Here is an 18,059-nt window from a genome sequence, read left to right as displayed (position 1 = left end):
CCGGCGCCCTCTGGGGTGCGGGTGGGGGGGTCCGCCGCCCCGGCCCCCCCCGGGGGGCCCCGGGTGCCCCCCGGGGTGGGCACGGTCGGCCGCAGCCCTGACCGGGAGACCTCCATGCGCCCGTGCCAGCTTTCGGGTGGCTTCGGGGTGACCGCCTCTTGGAAGGCGGTGCGGAGTTCGGCTGCTGTTTCGGTGGGGTTCTCTGCTCGCATGATCGCGCCCAGCACTGCCACTCCGGCGGCGCCCGCCCCTACACAGGCGGTTACGTGGTGCGGGGCTTCTATGCCGCCGAGCGCCAGGACGGGCACGGGGCTGCGTCGGATCAGGCTCGCGAGACCGTCGGGTCGCAGGGGTGGGCCATAGCCGGGTTTGCTGCGGCTCGGGAAGACGGGCGACAGGGTCGCGTAGTCCTCGCTGGTGAGTCGGAGCAACTCCGCCTCGTCGTGGCAGGAGCGGCCGACGAGGCCGCACAGCGTTGGCGGGTAGGGGCCGGCGGCCGGCAGGTGCACGGCGTCGCCGTCGAGCGGATCCGGGCCGGCCACGATAAGCGTCCCGCCCGCCTCCGTGAGGATCGGGCGCAGGTCGGCGGCGAGGGCGGTGCGCTCCGCTCGGGGCAGGTCCTTCTCGCGCAGCAGAACGGCGCGCACTCCCCCGGCCACGGCCGCCGCCACGACCTCCACAAGTGGTCGCCGTGCCTGCCGGCGGTCGGTCAGCACGACGATCCCCCCGATCGCCGAGATCTTGGTGAGAGAACGCCCCTCCAGGGGCCGTTTCGTACCAAGATCCGGAGCCGTCGAGCCCGCCGGCCCGGTCGACGGCGGCAGCCCGGTCACAGGTCTGGTCTTCCCTCGTCGGGGGTGGACGCGAGGGCGTGGAAGCGACGGGCGATCCGACCAGCACCGGCGGCCAGCCGGCCGGCCTCGACGGCGTACCGCATCGCCGTCGCCATCGCCACCGGGTCGGCGGCACGGGTCACCGCGCTGGCCAGCAGGACCGCGTCGCAGCCCAGCTCCATGGCCAGGGCCGCGTCGGACGCCGTCCCGATGCCGGCGTCCAGGATCACGGGTACGTCCACGCTCTGGCGGATCAGCCGGATGTGGTGCGGGTTGCCGATGCCGAGCCCCGAGCCGATCGGCGCGCCGGCCGGCATCACCGCGGCGCAGCCCACGTCGGCGAGGCGGCGGGCGAGCACCGGGTCGTCACTTGTGTACGGCAGCACCGTGAAGCCGTCGGCGACCAACTCCTCGGCGGCGCGGAGCAGTTCCACGCCGTCGGGCAGCAGCGTCCGTTCGTCGCCGATCACCTCCAGCTTGACCCAGTCGGTGTCGAACGCGTCACGTGCCAGCCGGGCCACCTTCACCGCCTCGGTGGCGGTGTGGCAGCCGGCGGTGTTCGGCAGCAGCCGCACCCCGCACCGGTCCAGCAGGTCGAGCAGCCCTCCGGCGGTGCCCGGGGCGGTGTCCACCCGGCGCAGCGCCAGCGTGACCAGCTCCGTGCCGGACGCGCGGATCGCCTGTTCCAGAACGTGCAGGTTCGCGGCCCCGCCGGTGCCGAGGATCAGCCGCGACGTGAAGGGCTCCCCACCCAGTTCGAACGACACGCCGCTCACCCGCCCTGCGCGGCGGTGAGCACCTCGACGCGGTCACCGTCGCGCAGCACGGTCGCCGGCCAGCCGGCCCGGGGAACCACCTCGCCGTTGACTGCGACCGCGACGCCACGCTGGTGTGGGGCTACGTCGCGGACCACGTCGGCGACCGACGCGCCACCGGGGACGCTGCGCCCGGTCCCGTTCACCGTCAACTCCACAGGTCCTCCTCGGTCGTCCGTTCGGGTCCGCTCGGATCCCCCGCGCCAGCCGGCGTCACGTCGCCGGTCCGGGCCGACGACGCGACGGTGCACGCGCGTCCGCTCAGGTCGCTGGCGTCGGGCCGTGCCACGTCGCCGGGACGGAACGATGGCGCGTCGGTGAACCGCGCCGCGCCGGGCATCGCCACGTCACCGGGGCGGGCCGGTGGCGCGTCGGGGAACCGGTCCGCGCCGAAGGGTGCGAGCAGCGGGTCGGGCACGCCTGTGGTCACCAGGTCGGCGATCGTCTCGGCGGTGATCGGGGTGAGCACGATGCCGTGCCGGTGGTGCCCGGTGGCGGCCAGGACGTCCGGCCGGCCGGGCAGCGGCCCGAGGATCGGCGCGTTGTCCGGGGTGCCGGGCCGCAGACCGGCGACCGCCTCGACCAGGTCGTACTCGGTCAGCTCGGGCAGCAGGTCGACGCCGGCGCGCAGCAGCCGCTGCACGGCCCCGGCGGTGACGGTGGTGTCGGAGCGCTCCTCGACAGTCGCGCCGAGGACCACCTCGCCGTCGGCGCGGGGCACCAGGTAGACGTGCTCGCCGTCGACGTACCCCCGGATCACGTGCCGGAAGCCCGGCGCGACGCCGCCGGGCGCGCGCAGCCGCAGGATCTGGCCCTTCACCGGCCGCACGGGCAGGCCGGTGAGGGCGGCAGCCCCGCAGCCAGCGGCGACAACGGTGACCCGGGCGTCCACGTCCGACAGTCGACGGACCGGCCGTGGCACGAACGCCGCGCCGGCCCGCTGCGCGGCCGTGCGCAGCGCCGGCACCAGCAGCCGGGGGTCGACCTGGTGGTCGGTGGGCGCGAGCGCGCCGCCGCGCACCCGAGGGGCGAGCGCCGGCTCGCGGTCGCGCAGCTCGCTGGGGCGCAGCGGCGTCACGGGCAGACCCAACCCCTGTTGGTACGCCCACAGCCGGCGCGCCTCGGCCAGGTCGTCGCCTGTCAGCCCGACCATCAGGGTGCCCTCGGTGCGGTAGCCGATCTCGGCGCCGCTCGCCTCGGTCAGCTCGGCGGCGAACCCGGGCCAGCGAGCGGCGGACGCGACCAGCAGCTCGGTCAGTCGCCGCTCACCGAAGTACGCCTCGGCGACAGGGGAGAGCATTCCGGCGGCGACTGCCGACGCCCCCGACCCGGGGGCCGGGTCGTGCACCGCCACCCGTAGTCCGCGCGTGGCGCAGCGCCAGGCGATCGCGAGCCCGATCGGCCCGCCGCCCACCACCGCCACGTCCACGGCGGGGGTGGCCGATCCCGTCACGCCAGGGCCCGGAGCAGCTCGGCGGTGGCACCGGCCGGGTCGGCGGCGGCGGAGAGCGCAGCGACCACCGCCACCCCGTACGCCCCGGCGGCCCGCAGCGCCGGCACCCGGTCGGCGGTCACCCCGCCGATCGCGATGACCGGCACGTCGACGGCGTCGGCGACGGCGCGTACGCCCGCGGGCCCGATGGGATCCGGCAGGCCGTCCTTGGTGTCGGTGGCGTGGCACGGGCCGACGCCCAGGTAGCTGGCCCCTGCGGTGACCGCCGCGACAGCCGTCTGGGGTGCGCGTGCGGTGGCGCCGAGCACACCGGTCGGGCCGAGCACGTGCCGGGCGGCGGCGACCGGCAGGTCGTCGGCCCCGACGTGCCCGCCGGCGGCGCCCACCGCGAGCGCCACGTGCAGCCGGTCGTTGACCAGGCAGGTCGCTCCGTACGGGGTGCAGAGCGCCAGCACCCGGCCGGCCAGGTCGTACGCCTCGCGGTCGGTAGCGGAGTCCTCCACCCGGACCTGCACGACGAGGTCAGCGCGGGCCGCCGTGAGGGCGGCCCGGACCACTGTGAGTGGATCGCGCCCGGGTCGGGTGTCGGTGATCAGATGCAGTCGTCCAAGGGACGGCACGGCAACGCTCCTCCCTGCGCCGGCATTACCCGGATCAGGTTCGACGGTCGGGGGCTGTCAGCCCCCCTCTCAGCCCGGTACACCGGGCTCCCGTGGGTTACTTGCGTGTCACCGTACGACAGATCCGCCGGCCTGCCAAGGGAAGGGGACGCGGCGGAAACAGTTGGGCACTTTCTCCGGTCCTGTTCGGAATGTCTCCCGCCGTTGCAGAACCGTTACCCGCCGGCATCTTGCCCGACATCAATACACCAGAATTAATTTGTTCAGCGATTCGACAAAATGCCGGCGTGGACGCCCTGGCACGGTGTCCCGACCGGCTCCATCCGGGACGGTCTTCGGCGAGCCGGCCCCCGCGATTCCTGTCCACCGCGACATTGGAGGCGGCGTGTCCCGTTCTCGTCGTGCCCGTTTACCCCTCACCGCTACCCTGCTCTCCCTAGCGCTCGCCTCGACGACCCTGCTCGGGTCGCCGGCGCAGGCGGCTCCGGCCGCAGCGCAGGTCCCCCCGCGAGACGCGCAGGCCGCGGCTCCGGTCACCCAGGTGGTGCCGAAGGCACCGAAGGCCGCAGCGGCCGACCCCTACTCCGTCCTGGTCTTCTCGAAGACCGCAGGCTTCCGGCACGACGCCATCCCCACCGGCATCGCCGCCATCCAGCAACTCGGCGCGGCCAACGGGTTCACCGTGGACACCACCGAGGACGGCGCCGCGTTCAACGACGCCAACCTCGCCAAGTACAAGGCCGTGATCTGGCTCTCCACCACCGGTGACGTCCTCGACGCCGACCAGCAGGCGGCCTTCGAGCGGTACGTGAAGGCCGGCGGCGGTTACGCAGGCGTCCACGCCGCCTCGGACACCGAGTACAGCTGGGCCTGGTACGGCGACCTGGTCGGCGCGTACTTCGCCAACCACCCGCAGAACCAGCAGGCCACCGTCAAGGTGGAGGACCCCGCGCACCCGTCCACCGCCGGACTTCCGGACCGCTGGTCCCGGTTCGACGAGTGGTACAACTTCCAGACCAACCCCCGGCCGGACGTGCACGTGCTGGCCAGCCTGGACGAGAAGAGCTACACCCCGGGCGCCGGCGCGATGGGCGCCGACCACCCGACCGCGTGGTGCCAGGACTTCGACGGTGGCCGCTCCTGGTACACGGGCGGCGGGCACACCCGGGAGTCGTACGCCGAGCCCGAGTTCCTCAAGCACCTGCTCGGCGGCATCCAGACGGCGGCCGGCGTGGTCGACGCCGACTGCGGCGCCTCGAAGACCTCCAGCTTCGAGAAGATCACCCTGGACAGCAACACCAGTAATCCGATGGAGCTGGACATCGCGCCCGACGGCCGGGTCTTCTACATCGAGCGCGACGGCCGGGTGCAGATCATCAAGCCGGACACCGGCAGCACCGTCACCGCCGTCGACCTGGACGTCTTCACCGGCAACGAGGACGGCCTCATCGGCATCCGGCTCGACCCGGACTTCGCCACCAACAAGTGGGTGTATCTCTACTACGCCCCGAACGACGGCGTCACGCGCAACCTGCTGTCCCGGTTCACGGTGACCGGCGACACCATCGACCCGGCGAGCGAGAAGCAGGTGCTGCGGGTCGACACCCAGCGCAACACCTGCTGCCACGCGGGCGGCAGCATGACCTTCGACAGCGCCGGCAACCTCTACCTGGCCACCGGCGACAACACCAACCCGTTCGAGTCGAACGCGTACGCACCGTTGGACGAGCGGCCGGGCCGTCAGGACTACGACTCGCAGCGCAGCGCCGCCAACACGAACGACCTGCGCGGCAAGGTGATCCGGATCCACCCGGAGGACGACGGGACGTACACCGTTCCGACGGGCAACCTCTTCGCGCCGGGCACGGCGAAGACCCGTCCCGAGATCTTCGCGATGGGCTTCCGCAACCCGTTCCGGATCGGCACCGACCCGAAGACCGACACGCTGTACGTCGGGGACTACGGGCCGGACGCCAACGCGAACAACCCGGACCGGGGCCCCCGGGGCCTGGTCGAGTGGAACGTCGTGACCCCCGGCAACTACGGCTGGCCGTACTGCACGGGGACGAACGAGGCGTACAACGACTACACGTTCCCGTCCGGCCCGAGCGGGCCGAAGTTCGACTGCGCCGCGCCGGTGAACAACTCGCCAAACAACACGGGCCTGACCAACCTCCCGCCGGTCGTCCCGGCCACCGTCGACTACGGCTACGCCGGTGACGCGCGGTACCCGGAGATCGGTGGCGGTGGCGCCCCGATGGGCGGACCGGCCTACCGGTACGACGCCGACCTCGACTCCCCCCGCAAGTGGCCGGCCTACTACGACGGCAAGGCGCTGCTGGGCGAGTGGAACCAGAACAAGATGTACACGATGCAGATGACCGCCGACGGCAAGTCGTTGGTGGACATCAACCAGCTGCTCGCCGGCATGAGGATGATCCGGCCGATGGACTTCGAGTTCGGCCCGGACGGCGCGCTCTACCTGATCGAGTGGGGCACCGGGTTCGGCGGTAACAACGACGACTCCGGCATCTACCGGATCGACTACACCGCCGGTGACCTCGCACCGATCGCCGCGGCGGCCGCCAACCCGACCTCGGGCCCGGCGCCGCTGACCGTCACCTTCTCCAGCGCCGGCTCCCGGGACCCGGACGGCGGCGCGCTCACCTACGCCTGGACCTTCGGCGACGGGCAGACCTCCACCGAGGCCAACCCGACGCACACGTACGCCACGGCGGGCAACTACACCGCCCAGCTCACCGTGACAAACCCGAAGGGCCGTACCGCGGTGGCCAACGTGCCGGTCACCGTGGGCAACACCGCACCGACGGTGAGCATCGAGTTCCCGCCGGACGGTGGCTTCTTCAACTGGGGTGACCAGGTCCGCTACACGGTCAAGGTGACCGACCCCGAGGACGGGCAGATCGACTGCGACCGGGTGAACCTCCAGGTGCTGCTCGGTCACGACGAGCACGCCCACCCGCTGGAGCAGCACACCGGCTGCACCGGCACGGTCCAGACGTCGCTCGCCTCCGGGCACGGCGCCGAGGCGAACGTCTTCGCGGTCTTCGAGGCCACCTACACCGACGACGGTGGTGCCGGCGGCGCGGGCGCGCTCACCGGCCGGGACATCGAGATCCTGCAGCCCAAGCAGAAGCAGGCCGAGTACTTCACGGCCACCGGGCGGGTGCCGGGCGGCACCGGCGGCGGAGACGCCGGCGTGCAGCGCGAGGCCGGGGCCGACACCGCCGGTGGCGGCCAGAGCATCGCGTTCATCGAGGACGGCGACTGGTGGTCGGTCGTCCCGGCGGACCTGACGAACATCACCGAGATCCGGTTCCGGGCCGCCTCGGCCGGCGCCGGCGGTCGGATCGAGGTCCACGCGGGCGCCGTCGACGGACCGGTAGTGGCCACGGCCACCGTTCCGACGACAGGCGCGTGGCAGACGTACACGGACGTGAGCGCGCCGGTGACAGGTGCCGCGAGCGGATCGCTGTACTTCGTGGCCCGCGATCCGAGCGGCGGAACCGGTTCGCTGTTCAACGTCAACTGGATGGACTTCGTCGGCCGCGGCGTCACCGAGAACGGGCCGCCGGTGGTCACCGCCACCGCGACCCCGGCCACCGGCACCGCGCCGGTCACCGTCGAGTTCGACGGCACGGCCACCGACGCCGAGGGCGACACCCCGCTGACGTACGCCTGGGACTTCGGTGACGGCGGTACGGCGTCCACCCTGGACGCCAGCCACACGTACACGAGTGTGGGTGCCTTCACGGCCACCCTCACGGTGACCGACAGCAAGGGCGCCAAGTCGTACGCCACGGTGCCGGTGCGGGTGAACGCGCCGGACACGTCCTGCTTCGGGGCGCGTTCGGACGACTTCAACGGCACCAGCCTCGACAAGGGCCGGTGGACCAGCGTGGTCCGGGAGAACCAGCTCTACTCGGTGTCGGGTGGCGCGCTGCGGCTGCCCACCGGGGTGGGTGACCTCTACGGCGCGCGCAACGACGCCACCAACCTGGTGCTCCAGGCGGCGCCGACCGGCGCCTGGGAGATGACCACCAAGGTCACTTTGCCGGTGACGGCCAACTACCAGCAGGCGGGCCTGCTGGTGTACGGCGACGACGACAACTACGCCAAGGTGGATCTGCTCTACAACGGCAGCCGCCGGGTGGAGTTCATCCGGGAGACGGCCGCCACGCCGCGCAACGACGCCGCCGACGCCACGAACGCACCGGCGGGTGACACCGTGTACCTGCGGATCACCAGCGACGGGACGAACCTGACCGCGGCCGCCTCGGGCGACGGGCAGACGTTCACCCCGGTCGGCCGTTCGGCTGCGCTCGCCGGCATCACCAACCCGCGGATCGGGGTCTTCGCGCTCAACGGAGGCACCGAGGCGCCAGTGGTCGACGCCGCGTTCGACTCGTTCGTGGTCACGCCGGACGCCCCGGCCGGCCCGGTCGACCCGTCGGACGAGTTCACCGGTGACACGTTGGACAAGTGCCGGTGGGACGCCGTGACGCGGGAGGACCCGAATGGTTACCGGGTCACCGGTGGAGCGTTGCGGATCGACGTGCCCAACGGTGACATCTACGGCACCGACAACACCGGGCCGAAGAACTTCATCCTCCAGACCGCGCCCTCGGGCGACTGGACCCTGGAGACGAAGGTCGACGGCAGCCTGCTGAACGAGCAGTACCAGCAGGCGGGTCTGCTCGTGCAGGCGGACGACGACAACTACCTGAAGTTCGACTTCATCGCGGACAACCAGGCCGGCCAGACGGTGACGCGGCGGATCGAGTTCCGCAGCGAGATCGGCGGCGTCGTCCAGAACCCGCAGCCGGAGGCGACAAGCCTCACCTCGGCGGTGTGGCACCTGCGGCTGGCCCGCACGGGCGACACCTTCACGGCGTCGTACTCGGCCGACGGGACGACCTGGACCACGCTGGAGGCGCTTACCAACAGCGCGGTCGGGGCCACCCCGAAGGTCGGTCTGTTCACCCTCGGCGCCAACCAGACGGCGTCGAAGACCGCCTCGTTCGACTACTTCCGGCTGAGCACGACTGTCGCCGACGAGACCGCTCCGGTCACGACGGCGGCGGTGTCCGGCACGCCCACCGAGGGTTGGTACACCGGCCCGGTGACTGTCACCCTGACCGCCGCCGACGAGGCCGGCGGCAGCGGGTTGGCCGGCACGGAGTACCAGCTCGACGGGGCGACCACCTGGACGCCGTACACCGCCGGCGTGGCGGTGAGCGGCGACGGCGAGCACGAGCTGCGGTACCGCTCGACCGACAAGGCCGGCAACGTGGAGTCGACGAAGACCGTCTCGGTCAAGATCGACGCCACCGCTCCGGTCACCACGGCGACGTTCGCTCCGGCGAACGACGCGGGCTGGCACAACGGGACCATCCCGGTGGTGCTGACCTCTACCGACGCCGGTTCCGGCGTCAAGACGGTCGAGTGGTCGCTGGATGGCGGCGCGTGGACGCCGTACACGGCGCCGGTCTCCGTGACCGGTGACGGGCAGCACGAGTTGCTGTTCCGGTCGACCGACAAGGCGGGCAACGCCGAGACGCTCAAGTCGGCGGTGCTGCGCATCGACGGCACCAAGCCGACGCTGCTGGTGTCCGGGATCGCCGACGGCCAGCTCTACGGGGACAGCCAGGACGTTCGGGTGTCCTGGCAGGCCGTCGACCCGACCTCGGGCATCGCGTCAGTGGTGGGCGAGCTGGACGGAAAGGCGTACGTCAGCGGCACCCTGCAGGCCATGTACGAGCTTCCGCTCGGCCTGCACGAGCTGACCGTCACCGCGACCGACAAGGCGGGCAACACGACGACCTCGGCGGTCCGGTTCTTCGTCACCACCTCGTTCCGGGACATGCAGAACCTGCTGGACCGGTTCAAGGCGACGGGGCGGCTCTCGGCCAAGGCGCACAAGCAGTTGACGGCGAAGCTCGACGCGGCCCGTCAGGCCGAGGCGGCCGGCAACGACAACAAGGCGATCAAGCAGTTGACCGCATTCCGTGACCTCGCCGCCGACGCCACACTGGTGCCGGAGGCCGAGGTTCGGGACGTCCTGATCCGGGACGCCGACGCCATGATCGTTCGGCTCGGTGGCACGGCCAGCAAGGCCGGGGTCAAGGCGAACGACGGCGAACCCGTCAAGGGCACCGGACGGCTCGGTGGCGACGCCACCCGGCTGGCACCCGGTCGCCAGCTCTGATCCGATCGAGGCCCCTCCCCGACGCTCAGGTGTCGGGGAGGGGCCTCCCTCATCAGTAGTGAGGAGATGTCCGTGACGGGTATCCGCAAGGTGGTGGCCGCCGTGTTCGCCGGACTGGTCCTGACCCTGCTCTGCGCTGCCCCGGCGGCAGCACAGGCCGACAAGATCAAGCTGACGGTGGCCGGTGACGGCGCGCAGGGGGTCACCATCCAGGCCACCCACGCCGATGGTCGCCGGCTGGACCAGGTGGTGCGGTTGGTGCTCACCGCCACCGGCCCGGACGGACAGCGGGTCGGGCCGGTGCAGTTGGAGCCGCAGCCCGAGGGGCAGGGCTTCTACAGCAGCGGCCCGGTGCTCTCCACCGGCACGTGGAAGGTGACTGTGAACTCCCCCGCTCCCCTGGCGGGCAAGGCCACCGCCACGGTGCAGGCGAAGGCGGCACAGTCTCCGCCGGTGCCCGCGCCGGTCGCGGTGACAAGGCCGACGGACGACGGCGGGGCGGGCGGCTGGTGGCCGTTCGCGGCGGCCGGCCTCGTGGTCGTCGCCGCGGCGATGGGAGTGGCCATGCTGTGGGGCCGCCGCCGCCCCTCGACGCCGAACGACTGATCTACCGGCGCGCCAGCGCCATCCACCGACCGACCGGCGCTCCAGCGCCATCGACGACCGGGCCGGGCCGCGACGAGCGGCCCGGCCCGTTTGTCGTCCGGCCGGCTGATGATCGACTCGTGTTCCTTGAAGTCGGGGCATCCCCGACCGCAGGTCACCCCGTTTTCAGGAAACGCGAGTGGATCACCACGCGCCGACCGGCCGCCGCGCCGACCGGCCGCCGCGCTCAGAGGATGGCGCGCAGCGCCGCCAGATCCTCGTCGCTGGGCTCCCAGGTGCCGGCGGCGGCGTTCGCGTGCACCTGCTCGGGCGTGGTCGCACCGGCGATCACCGAGGTCACCGCCGGCTGGGCGGCCAGCCCGCCGATCGCCACCTGGAGCATGGTCAGATCCCGCTCGGCCGCGTACGCCTCGATCGCCTCGATGGTGTCCCAGTCGGCCGCCGCGAGCCGCTCCGCGTACCGGCCACCGCCGGAGAGCCGGCTGCCGGCCGGCGGCTGCCCGTCCCGCTTGTACTTTCCGGTGAGCAGGCCGTTGGCGAGCGGGAAGAACGGCAGCATGCCGAGACCGAACCGCTCGCAGGCCGGGATCACCTCGGTCTCCACTGACCGCTCCAGCAGGCTGTAGTGGTTCTGCGCGCTGATGAAGCGGGACCGGCCGTTGGACGAGGCCACCCAGTCGGCGTCGGCGATCTGCCAGCCGGCGAAGTTGGAGTTGCCCAGGTAGCGGACCTTGCCGTCGCGGACCAGGTCGTCCAGGGCCGCGAGGGTCTCGTCGATCGGGGTGCCCGGGTCGGGCTCGTGCATCTGGTACAGGTCGATGTGGTCGGTGCCGAGCCGGCGCAGCGACGCCTCCACCGCGCGGGCAATGTAGCGCCGCGCACCGCGCGCGCCGTAGTCCGGCCCGTTCAGGCCGAACATGTCCATGCCGAACTTGGTGGCCACCACCACGTCGTCCCGGCGTCCCTTGAGCGCCTGCCCGAGCAGCTCCTCGGAAGCGCCCTGCGGCTCGCCGTAGATGTCGGCGGTGTCGAACAGGTTGATCCCGGCTTCCAGGGCGGCGTCCACCACCGCCCGGGTGCCGTCGAGGTCGAGCTTGCGGCCGAAGTTGTTGCAGCCGATTCCGACGACGGACACCACGAGCCCGGAGTCGCCCAACCGGCGATAGGTCATCTCAGTCACGAGATCCACCCTATGCCGGCCGAAAGCACCGCTGCCCGGAGACGGCTCAGCCCACGTCCCAGACCGGCTCTGGGGTCTCCACCACCTCGTTGTCGCCCCGGAACAGCACGAAACGGTCGAAGGATCGGGTGAACCACCTGTCGTGGGTGACAGCCACCACCGTCCCCTCGAACGCGTTCAGGCCCGCTTCGAGGGCCTCCGCGCTGGCCAGGTCGAGGTTGTCGGTGGGTTCGTCGAGCAGCAGCAGGGTCGCCCCGGACAACTCCAGCAACAGCACCAGGAACCTGGCCTGCTGCCCGCCGGAGAGGGTGCCGAAGCGCTGGTCGCCCTGCCCGGCCAGCTCGTAGCGGCTGAGCACGCCCATCGCCGCGTGCCGGTCCATCCCCTGGCGGTGTTCGTCACCCCGCCACAGGATCTCGACGAGCGTCTTCGCCATCAGCTCCGGCCGGTCGTGGGTCTGGGAGAAGTGACCGGGTCGGACCCGGGCGCCGAGCCGGGCCGTGCCGTCGTGCGTCACCGGGGCGAGCGCGCCCGCCCCGTCGACAGGCCCGTTCGCCGGGTCGGGATCGGTGCCGCCCCGGGCCAGCAGCCGTAGGAAGTGCGACTTGCCGGTGCCGTTGGCACCGAGCACCGCCACCCGGTCGCCGTACCAGATCTCCAGGTCGAAGGGGAATGTCAGGCCGTCGAGCTCCAGCTGGTCGCAGACGACCGCGCGCTTGCCGGTCCGCCCGCCGGTCAGCCGCATCCGGATGTCCTGGTCCTTCGGCGGTACGGGCGGCGGCCCGGCCTCCTCGAACTTGCGCAACCGGGTCTGCGCGGCCTGGTAGCGCGAGGCCAACCCGTCGTTGTACGCGGCCTTCTGCTTGTACATCAGCATCAGCTCGCGCAGCTTCTGGTGCTCCTCGTCCCAGCGTCGACGCAGCTCGTCGAGGCGGGCGTGCCGGGCCACCCGCGCCTCGTGCCAACTGGCGAAGCCACCGGGGTGCACCCAGGCGCTACCCCCCTCCACGGCGACCACCCGGTCGGCGCTCTGGGCAAGCAGCTCGCGGTCGTGCGAGACGTAGAGCACCGACTTCGTCGACTCGCGCAGTCGCGCCTCCAGCCAGCGTTTGCCGGGCACGTCGAGGAAGTTGTCCGGCTCGTCGAGCAGCAGCACCTCGTCGGGGCCGCGCAGCAGCAGCTCCAGGGCGAAGCGCTTCTGCTGGCCGCCGGACAGGGTCCGCACCGGCCGGTCCCGGACGGCGTCCCAGGGCTGGTGGAGCACGATTGTCGCGACGGTGTCGAAGAGCACCTCGGCGTCGTACCCGCCGGCCTCGCCCCAGGCGCCGAGCGCGTCGGCGTACGCCAGTTGGGCCTTGCCGGCGGCGCTGCTGAACTTGCCGCGGACCTCGGCGGCCCGCATGGCCGTCTCGGTCTCGGCGAGCCGGCTGCCGGCGGCGCGCAGCGGCGGTGGGGCCAGCGACAGCGCCAGGTCGGCAAGTGTCGTCTCGTCGCCGATCATGCCGATGAACTGGCGCATCACGCCCAGCCCGCCGGCCCGCGCGACGGTGCCGGTACGCACCGGCAGGTCACCGGCGACCATCCGCAGCAGTGTCGTCTTTCCCGCGCCGTTCGGCCCGACCAGGGCGACCTTGCTGCCCTCCCCGACCCGGAACGACACGTCGGCGAAGAGTTCCCGACCGTCGGGCAGAATGTGCCCGACCGCTGCCACGTCCACGTATCCCACGCGGGGATCCTGCCCCAGCGAGGGCCGGGAGGGACATCCAATTACCGGGTGACCCGCAGCACCCGGAAGCCCTTCTGGCTGGCGTGCCGCTCGACCTGCCATCCCTGGTCGATGATCCAGCGCTGCAGCGAGTCGCCGCCGAGGTGGCGGGCGACGACGAGCCAGCCGACGCCGTCCGGTGCGAGTCGGGGCAGCCACCGCAGCAACAGCTCGTGCAGCTCGTCCTTGCCGATGCGGATGGGCGGGTTGGACCAGAGTTGGGCGAACCGGAGGTCCGCCGGCACGTCGTCGGGGGCGCTGACCCGGACCCGGTCGGCGGCGCCGATCCGCGCGGCGTTGGCGGCGGTCAGCTCGCGGGCGCGGGCGTTGACGTCGACCGCCCAGACGGTGCTCGTCGGCGCCACGTCGGCGAGCACGCAGGCGATCGGGCCGAACCCGCAGCCGAGGTCGAGCAGGTCACCGACGGTGTCGGGGGCGGGCAGCTCGGCCTTGCGCAGGAGTACGGCGGTGCCGGGGTCGAGGCGGCTGGCGGAGAAGACGCCGCCGGCCGAGACGAGCTGGTAGTCGCGGTCGGCGACGGAGAACTCGACCTCGCGCGCCGGTGCGTCGCTGGCGGGTTGAGCGGTGAAGTAGTGGTCGCCGGTCACGCCGGCAATTCTCGCACCGGCCGGGGCGGGCCATGACACGGCCCACAGCCGCATTTCCCAATATTACCCCCTAAAGGGACAATGGCTCCTACTCTGGGCGACATGGTGTATCGGTACGAGTCCGATGAGGACGCATTCGAGGACCCGGAGCCCGGGTCCGACCTGGCCGTGCTCGGCGCCGGTCCGCCTCCGCCGGCCGGCCCCTCACCGTCACGCTTCCCCGCCCCGTCGCTGCCCCGGCCGAACCAGCTGCTGCTGCCGTCGACCCAGGCGCCACGGAACCAGGAGTCACGGAACCAGGCGCCGACCCCGGCGCCGCCGGTCACCCGCGGCAACACCTCGGTCGCGGCCCCGCGCAGCCAGGTCTACACCTCGGCGCAGGCCGTGGAGTCGCCCACACGGCGTGGCGGCGGCCGGCTCTGGCAGGTGCTGATCGGCGGCGCGGCAGTCCTCGTCCTACTCGCGCTCTGCGGCCTAGGCGCGGCCGCACTGCTCGTGGACGACGACCCGGCGCCACAGGCCACCGCGACGAGCCAGCCGAACGTCGCCGCGTCCGCTCCCGCGCAGCGGCAGGACCTCGACTCGCGGGACACCGACCAGGCGCCGCTCACCGCGAAGGAGCTCTTTCCCGCCAAGGAGTTGAAACTCGCCGACGGCCAACCCGCCTACCAGGTGCTCAAGACTCACTCCAGCGGCAGTTGCGCCGTCGCCGCCACCGACGAGGTGGCCGACCTGCTCCTCCGGCTCGGCTGCAACCAGGTCGTCCGGGCGACGCTACGGGCACCCGGCGGCGACTACCTGGTCACCGCCGGCCTGTTCAACCTCACCGACAAGGTCAGCGCCGAACGCGTCCGGGACCAGATCCGGCACATCCTCGACGAGCGGCAGGGCCGGTTCCGGGGGCTGAGCGCCGGTGACGACGCCGACGTCCTGACCAGCGCCCCGGCGCGGGTCGGCTGGCAGGCCCGCGGCCACTACCTGGCGTACGCGCTTGTGGTCCGCGCGGACGGTGCGGCGGTCAAGTCCGGCGACGCGAAGATCCGGGACGTCCTGTACGACATGATCGAGGTACACCTCAGTCGAGGCGTGCTGCAACGGCGGGCCGACACCGGCACGGCTGGACAACCAACGGCGGCGCCGACCGGGGGCAACGGCAGCCAGAGCGGCAGCACCGACGACGGCGACCTGCCAGGAGACTGATCCGCGACTCCGCCCGCCGGGTGTGCCGCCGACGGGTGGCACACCCGGCGGCGTGCGCGACCGCAGTCGTCAGCCCACGACGGGTACACCCGCGACCGCCGTCATCAGCCCACGACGAGTCCGCAGTCGTCAGCCACGACGAGTCCGCGGTCGTCAGCCCTCGACGGGCACGCGCAGGCGGCGCGTCAGGTCCGCGCGACGGGCGTAGTCGGCCGGGTCCGCCGGATAGCCGACCGCGACCAGGGTGAGGCCGTGCGCCGGGGCCACAGTCACCTCACTGGAGCGCTCCTGCCTGTCGAGCAGGCTTCCCGGCCACTCGACCGTCCGGCGACCGTCGCCGGCCGCCAGCATCGCCCCCACGAGGCTGCGGACCATGGCCTGGCAGAACGCGTCCGCCTGCACGGTGGCGACCAGGATGCCGTCCGGGTCGCGTCGCCAGTCCAGCCGGGTCACCTCGCGCAGCGTCGTCGCGTTCTCCTTGCGCCGGCAGTACGCGGCGAAGTCGTGCTCCCCCACCAGGCCCGCCGCGGCGGCGTTCAGGGCGGCCAGGTCCAGCGGTCGCGGCCAGGCCAGCACCTCGTGTCGGCGCAACGGCTCGGCGCCGTACGGGGCGTCGGTCACCCGGTACTCGTAGCGCCGGAAGGTGGCCGAGAAGCGGGCGTCGAAGTCGGCCGGCACCTCCGACATCGCCCGGACCCGCACGTCGGTGGGGAGCAGCCGCGCGAGACGGCGCAGCAACCTTCCCTCGTGCTCGCGCCACACCTCGGCGGGGAGGTCCAGATGGCAGACCTGCCCGGTGGCGTGCACCCCCGCGTCGGTGCGACCCGCGACGGTCAGACCGGTCGCCGTGCCCACGCCGAGGACCAGGTCCAGGGTCTCGACGAGCACCCCGGCGACGGTCCGCCGGGTCGGCTGGGGCGCCCAGCCGGAGAAACCGGCGCCGTCGTACGAGACGTCCAGCCGCAGCCGGATCCGCTCGTCCACCTCGTACCTCCTGTTACGGGTCGGGCCCGACACCCCGTGAGGGGTGCCGGGCCCGGAAACGATGCCCGAGGTCAGGCCTTGTTCTCCTCGGTGGCGAGGTCGCTGTCCTCGCGCGCCTCGGCGGTGTCACCTGATGCCGACACCGGCGCCTCGGAGTCCTGGTCGGCCGGGGCCGACTGCGGGGTCTCGTCGGCCGGGGCGAGCGCCTCGACCTTGTCCTGCTGCGCGGCCTTGCGGGCGGCGGTCTTCTTGTTCACCTTGGGCTCGGCGACCTGAAGCTCTTCCACCAGCTCGATGATGGCCATCGGCGCGTTGTCACCCTTGCGCGGACCGGTCTTCACGATCCGGGTGTAACCGCCGGGGCGGTTCGAGTACCGGGGCGCGATCTGGTCGAACAGGGCGTACACCACGTCCTTGTCCTTGACGACACCCAGCACCCGCCGCCGCGAGGCGAGGTCACCGCGCTTGGCCTTGGTGATGAGCTGCTCGGCCAGCGGACGCAGCCGACGGGCCTTCGTCTCGGTGGTCTGGATCTTGCCGTGCTGGAACAGCGCGGTCGCCAGGTTGGCGAGCATCAGCCGCTCGTGCGAGGGGCTGCCGCCGAGGCGGGGGCCCTTGGTGGGCGTGGGCATTTTTGGTGCTCCTCAGTTGTGGCGGCAGCGCGGACTAGAGCTGCTCGGTCTCGCGGTAGTCGTCGGTGTCGTAGTCGGCCTCGCCGAAGGTGTCCACGACGTGCGCCGGGTCGAAGTTCGGAGCCGAGTCCTTCAGCCCGAGACCCATCCCGGCGAGCTTCATCTTGACCTCGTCGATCGACTTCTGACCGAAGTTGCGAATGTCGAGGAGGTCGGCCTCGGTACGCCCGATGAGCTCACCAACGGAGTTGATGCCCTCGCGCTTGAGGCAGTTGTAGGAGCGGACGGTGAGGTCCAGCTCCTCGATCGGCAGAGCGAGGTCCGCCGCCAGCTGGGCGTCCTGCGGGGACGGCCCGATGTCGATGCCCTCGGCGGTCTCGTCCAGCTCACGAGCCAGCCCGAACAGCTCCACAAGCGTCGAACCGGCGGAGGCCAGCGCGGTACGCGGGCCCATCGACGGCTTGGTCTCGACGTCGATGATGAGCCGGTCGAAGTCGGTGCGCTGCTCGACGCGGGTCGCCTCGACGCGGTACGTCACCTTCAGCACCGGCGAGTAGATCGAGTCGACAGGGATCCGGCCGATCTCGGCGCCGGACTGCTTGTTCTGTGCAGCCGTCACGTAGCCCCGGCCCCGCTCGACGGTCAGCTCCATGTCGAGCCGGCCCTTGCCGTTGAGGGTCGCGAGCTTGAGGTCCGGGTTGTGCACCGAGACGCCAGCCGGGGGCTGGATGTCGCCCGCCGTCACGTCGCCCGGGCCCTGCTTGCGCAGGTACATGCTGACCGGCTCGTCGTGCTCGGAGCTGACGCACAGCTCCTTGATGTTCATGACGAGCTCGACCACGTCCTCCTTGACACCGGGGATCGTGGTGAACTCGTGCAGCACGCCGTCGATCTTGATCGAGGTGACCGCCGCACCCGGGATCGACGACAGCAGCGTGCGCCGCAGCGAGTTGCCCAGGGTGTAGCCGAAGCCCGGCTCGAGCGGCTCGATGGCGAACCGCGACCGGGTCTCGTTGATCGACTCCTCGGAGAGGGAGGGTCGCTGGCTGATGAGCATGTTGTCTCTTCTCTTCCGGGACGCCCGCTATTTGACGTCCACGACACAAACTGTTCCGGTGGCCCGCCCCGGAGGGC

At 72.0% G+C, this 18,059-nt stretch carries 14 protein-coding genes and 1 riboswitch; of the genes, 3 read left to right on the top strand and 11 right to left on the bottom strand.

Annotated features, from left to right (window positions below):
• From ACLQ26_RS03585 to thiE, 5 genes are all read right to left on the bottom strand, one after another.
• The coding region (locus ACLQ26_RS03585; protein WP_425743142.1) for a thiamine phosphate synthase at positions 1–740 on the bottom strand (740 nt) is incomplete at its 3' end.
• A gap of 89 nt (positions 741–829) precedes the next feature.
• Complete coding sequence (locus tag ACLQ26_RS03580; protein WP_425743054.1) at positions 830–1,609, bottom strand: thiazole synthase; 780 nt, start codon at positions 1,607–1,609, stop codon at positions 830–832.
• Entirely contained in the window at positions 1,606–1,806 is a 201-nt protein-coding gene (gene thiS, locus ACLQ26_RS03575) for a sulfur carrier protein ThiS (RefSeq protein ID WP_007465206.1), read from the bottom strand. The genes ACLQ26_RS03580 and thiS overlap by 4 nt, the downstream gene beginning before the upstream one ends.
• The gene (thiO, locus tag ACLQ26_RS03570) at positions 1,797–3,101 is read right to left on the bottom strand and encodes a glycine oxidase ThiO (RefSeq protein ID WP_425743053.1); all 1,305 of its coding nucleotides are present in this window, start codon (positions 3,099–3,101) and stop codon (positions 1,797–1,799) included. The genes thiS and thiO overlap by 10 nt, the downstream gene beginning before the upstream one ends.
• On the bottom strand, positions 3,098–3,721 hold the full coding sequence (gene thiE / locus ACLQ26_RS03565; RefSeq protein ID WP_425743052.1) for a thiamine phosphate synthase: 624 nt from the start codon (positions 3,719–3,721) through the stop codon (positions 3,098–3,100). Before thiE ends, thiO begins: the two co-directional genes overlap by 4 nt.
• Positions 3,716–3,825: riboswitch (TPP riboswitch) on the bottom strand. It overlaps the preceding gene by 6 nt.
• A gap of 281 nt (positions 3,826–4,106) precedes the next feature.
• Between thiE and ACLQ26_RS03560 the strand changes: the two genes are divergently transcribed.
• Both ACLQ26_RS03560 and ACLQ26_RS03555 read left to right on the top strand, forming a co-directional pair.
• Positions 4,107–9,950: a ThuA domain-containing protein gene (locus ACLQ26_RS03560; RefSeq protein ID WP_425743050.1), complete on the top strand. Its 5,844-nt coding sequence runs from the start codon at positions 4,107–4,109 to the stop codon at positions 9,948–9,950.
• Between the two features lie 72 nt (positions 9,951–10,022).
• Positions 10,023–10,556 (top strand): hypothetical protein, encoded by a 534-nt coding sequence (locus ACLQ26_RS03555; RefSeq protein WP_425743049.1) that lies wholly within the window; start codon positions 10,023–10,025, stop codon positions 10,554–10,556.
• A 226-nt stretch (positions 10,557–10,782) separates the two neighbouring features.
• Here the strand turns inward: ACLQ26_RS03555 and ACLQ26_RS03550 are convergent, their stop codons facing one another.
• The 3 genes from ACLQ26_RS03550 to ACLQ26_RS03540 are packed head-to-tail and all read right to left on the bottom strand — an operon-like array spanning position 10,783 to position 14,109.
• Positions 10,783–11,745 (bottom strand): aldo/keto reductase, encoded by a 963-nt coding sequence (locus ACLQ26_RS03550; RefSeq protein ID WP_425743048.1) that lies wholly within the window; start codon positions 11,743–11,745, stop codon positions 10,783–10,785.
• A gap of 37 nt (positions 11,746–11,782) precedes the next feature.
• Complete coding sequence (locus ACLQ26_RS03545; RefSeq protein WP_425743047.1) at positions 11,783–13,462, bottom strand: ABC-F family ATP-binding cassette domain-containing protein; 1,680 nt, start codon at positions 13,460–13,462, stop codon at positions 11,783–11,785.
• 41 nt (positions 13,463–13,503) lie between these two features.
• A complete protein-coding gene (locus ACLQ26_RS03540; RefSeq protein WP_425743046.1) occupies positions 13,504–14,109 on the bottom strand; it encodes a class I SAM-dependent methyltransferase in 606 nt (201 codons plus the stop codon).
• A 102-nt stretch (positions 14,110–14,211) separates the two neighbouring features.
• Between ACLQ26_RS03540 and ACLQ26_RS03535 the strand changes: the two genes are divergently transcribed.
• Positions 14,212–15,309: a hypothetical protein gene (locus tag ACLQ26_RS03535; RefSeq protein WP_425743045.1), complete on the top strand. Its 1,098-nt coding sequence runs from the start codon at positions 14,212–14,214 to the stop codon at positions 15,307–15,309.
• A 153-nt stretch (positions 15,310–15,462) separates the two neighbouring features.
• Here the strand turns inward: ACLQ26_RS03535 and truA are convergent, their stop codons facing one another.
• The 3 genes from truA to ACLQ26_RS03520 form a co-directional block, all read right to left on the bottom strand.
• The gene (gene truA, locus ACLQ26_RS03530; protein WP_425743044.1) at positions 15,463–16,293 is read right to left on the bottom strand and encodes a tRNA pseudouridine(38-40) synthase TruA; all 831 of its coding nucleotides are present in this window, start codon (positions 16,291–16,293) and stop codon (positions 15,463–15,465) included.
• 71 nt (positions 16,294–16,364) lie between these two features.
• The gene (gene rplQ / locus ACLQ26_RS03525; RefSeq protein WP_363680449.1) at positions 16,365–16,925 is read right to left on the bottom strand and encodes a 50S ribosomal protein L17; all 561 of its coding nucleotides are present in this window, start codon (positions 16,923–16,925) and stop codon (positions 16,365–16,367) included.
• 34 nt (positions 16,926–16,959) lie between these two features.
• Positions 16,960–17,982 carry a DNA-directed RNA polymerase subunit alpha gene (locus tag ACLQ26_RS03520; protein WP_007465227.1) on the bottom strand — a complete coding sequence of 341 codons (1,023 nt, stop codon included), beginning with the start codon at positions 17,980–17,982 and terminating at the stop codon, positions 16,960–16,962.
• Positions 17,983–18,059: the final 77 nt, after the last annotated feature.

The sequence above is a fragment of the Micromonospora sp. DT43 genome (assembly GCF_049841645.1).
In the GTDB taxonomy this organism is placed as follows: domain Bacteria; phylum Actinomycetota; class Actinomycetes; order Mycobacteriales; family Micromonosporaceae; genus Micromonospora.
Note: the sequence above shows the minus strand (reverse complement) of the source record. Positions and strands in the feature narration are given on the sequence as shown.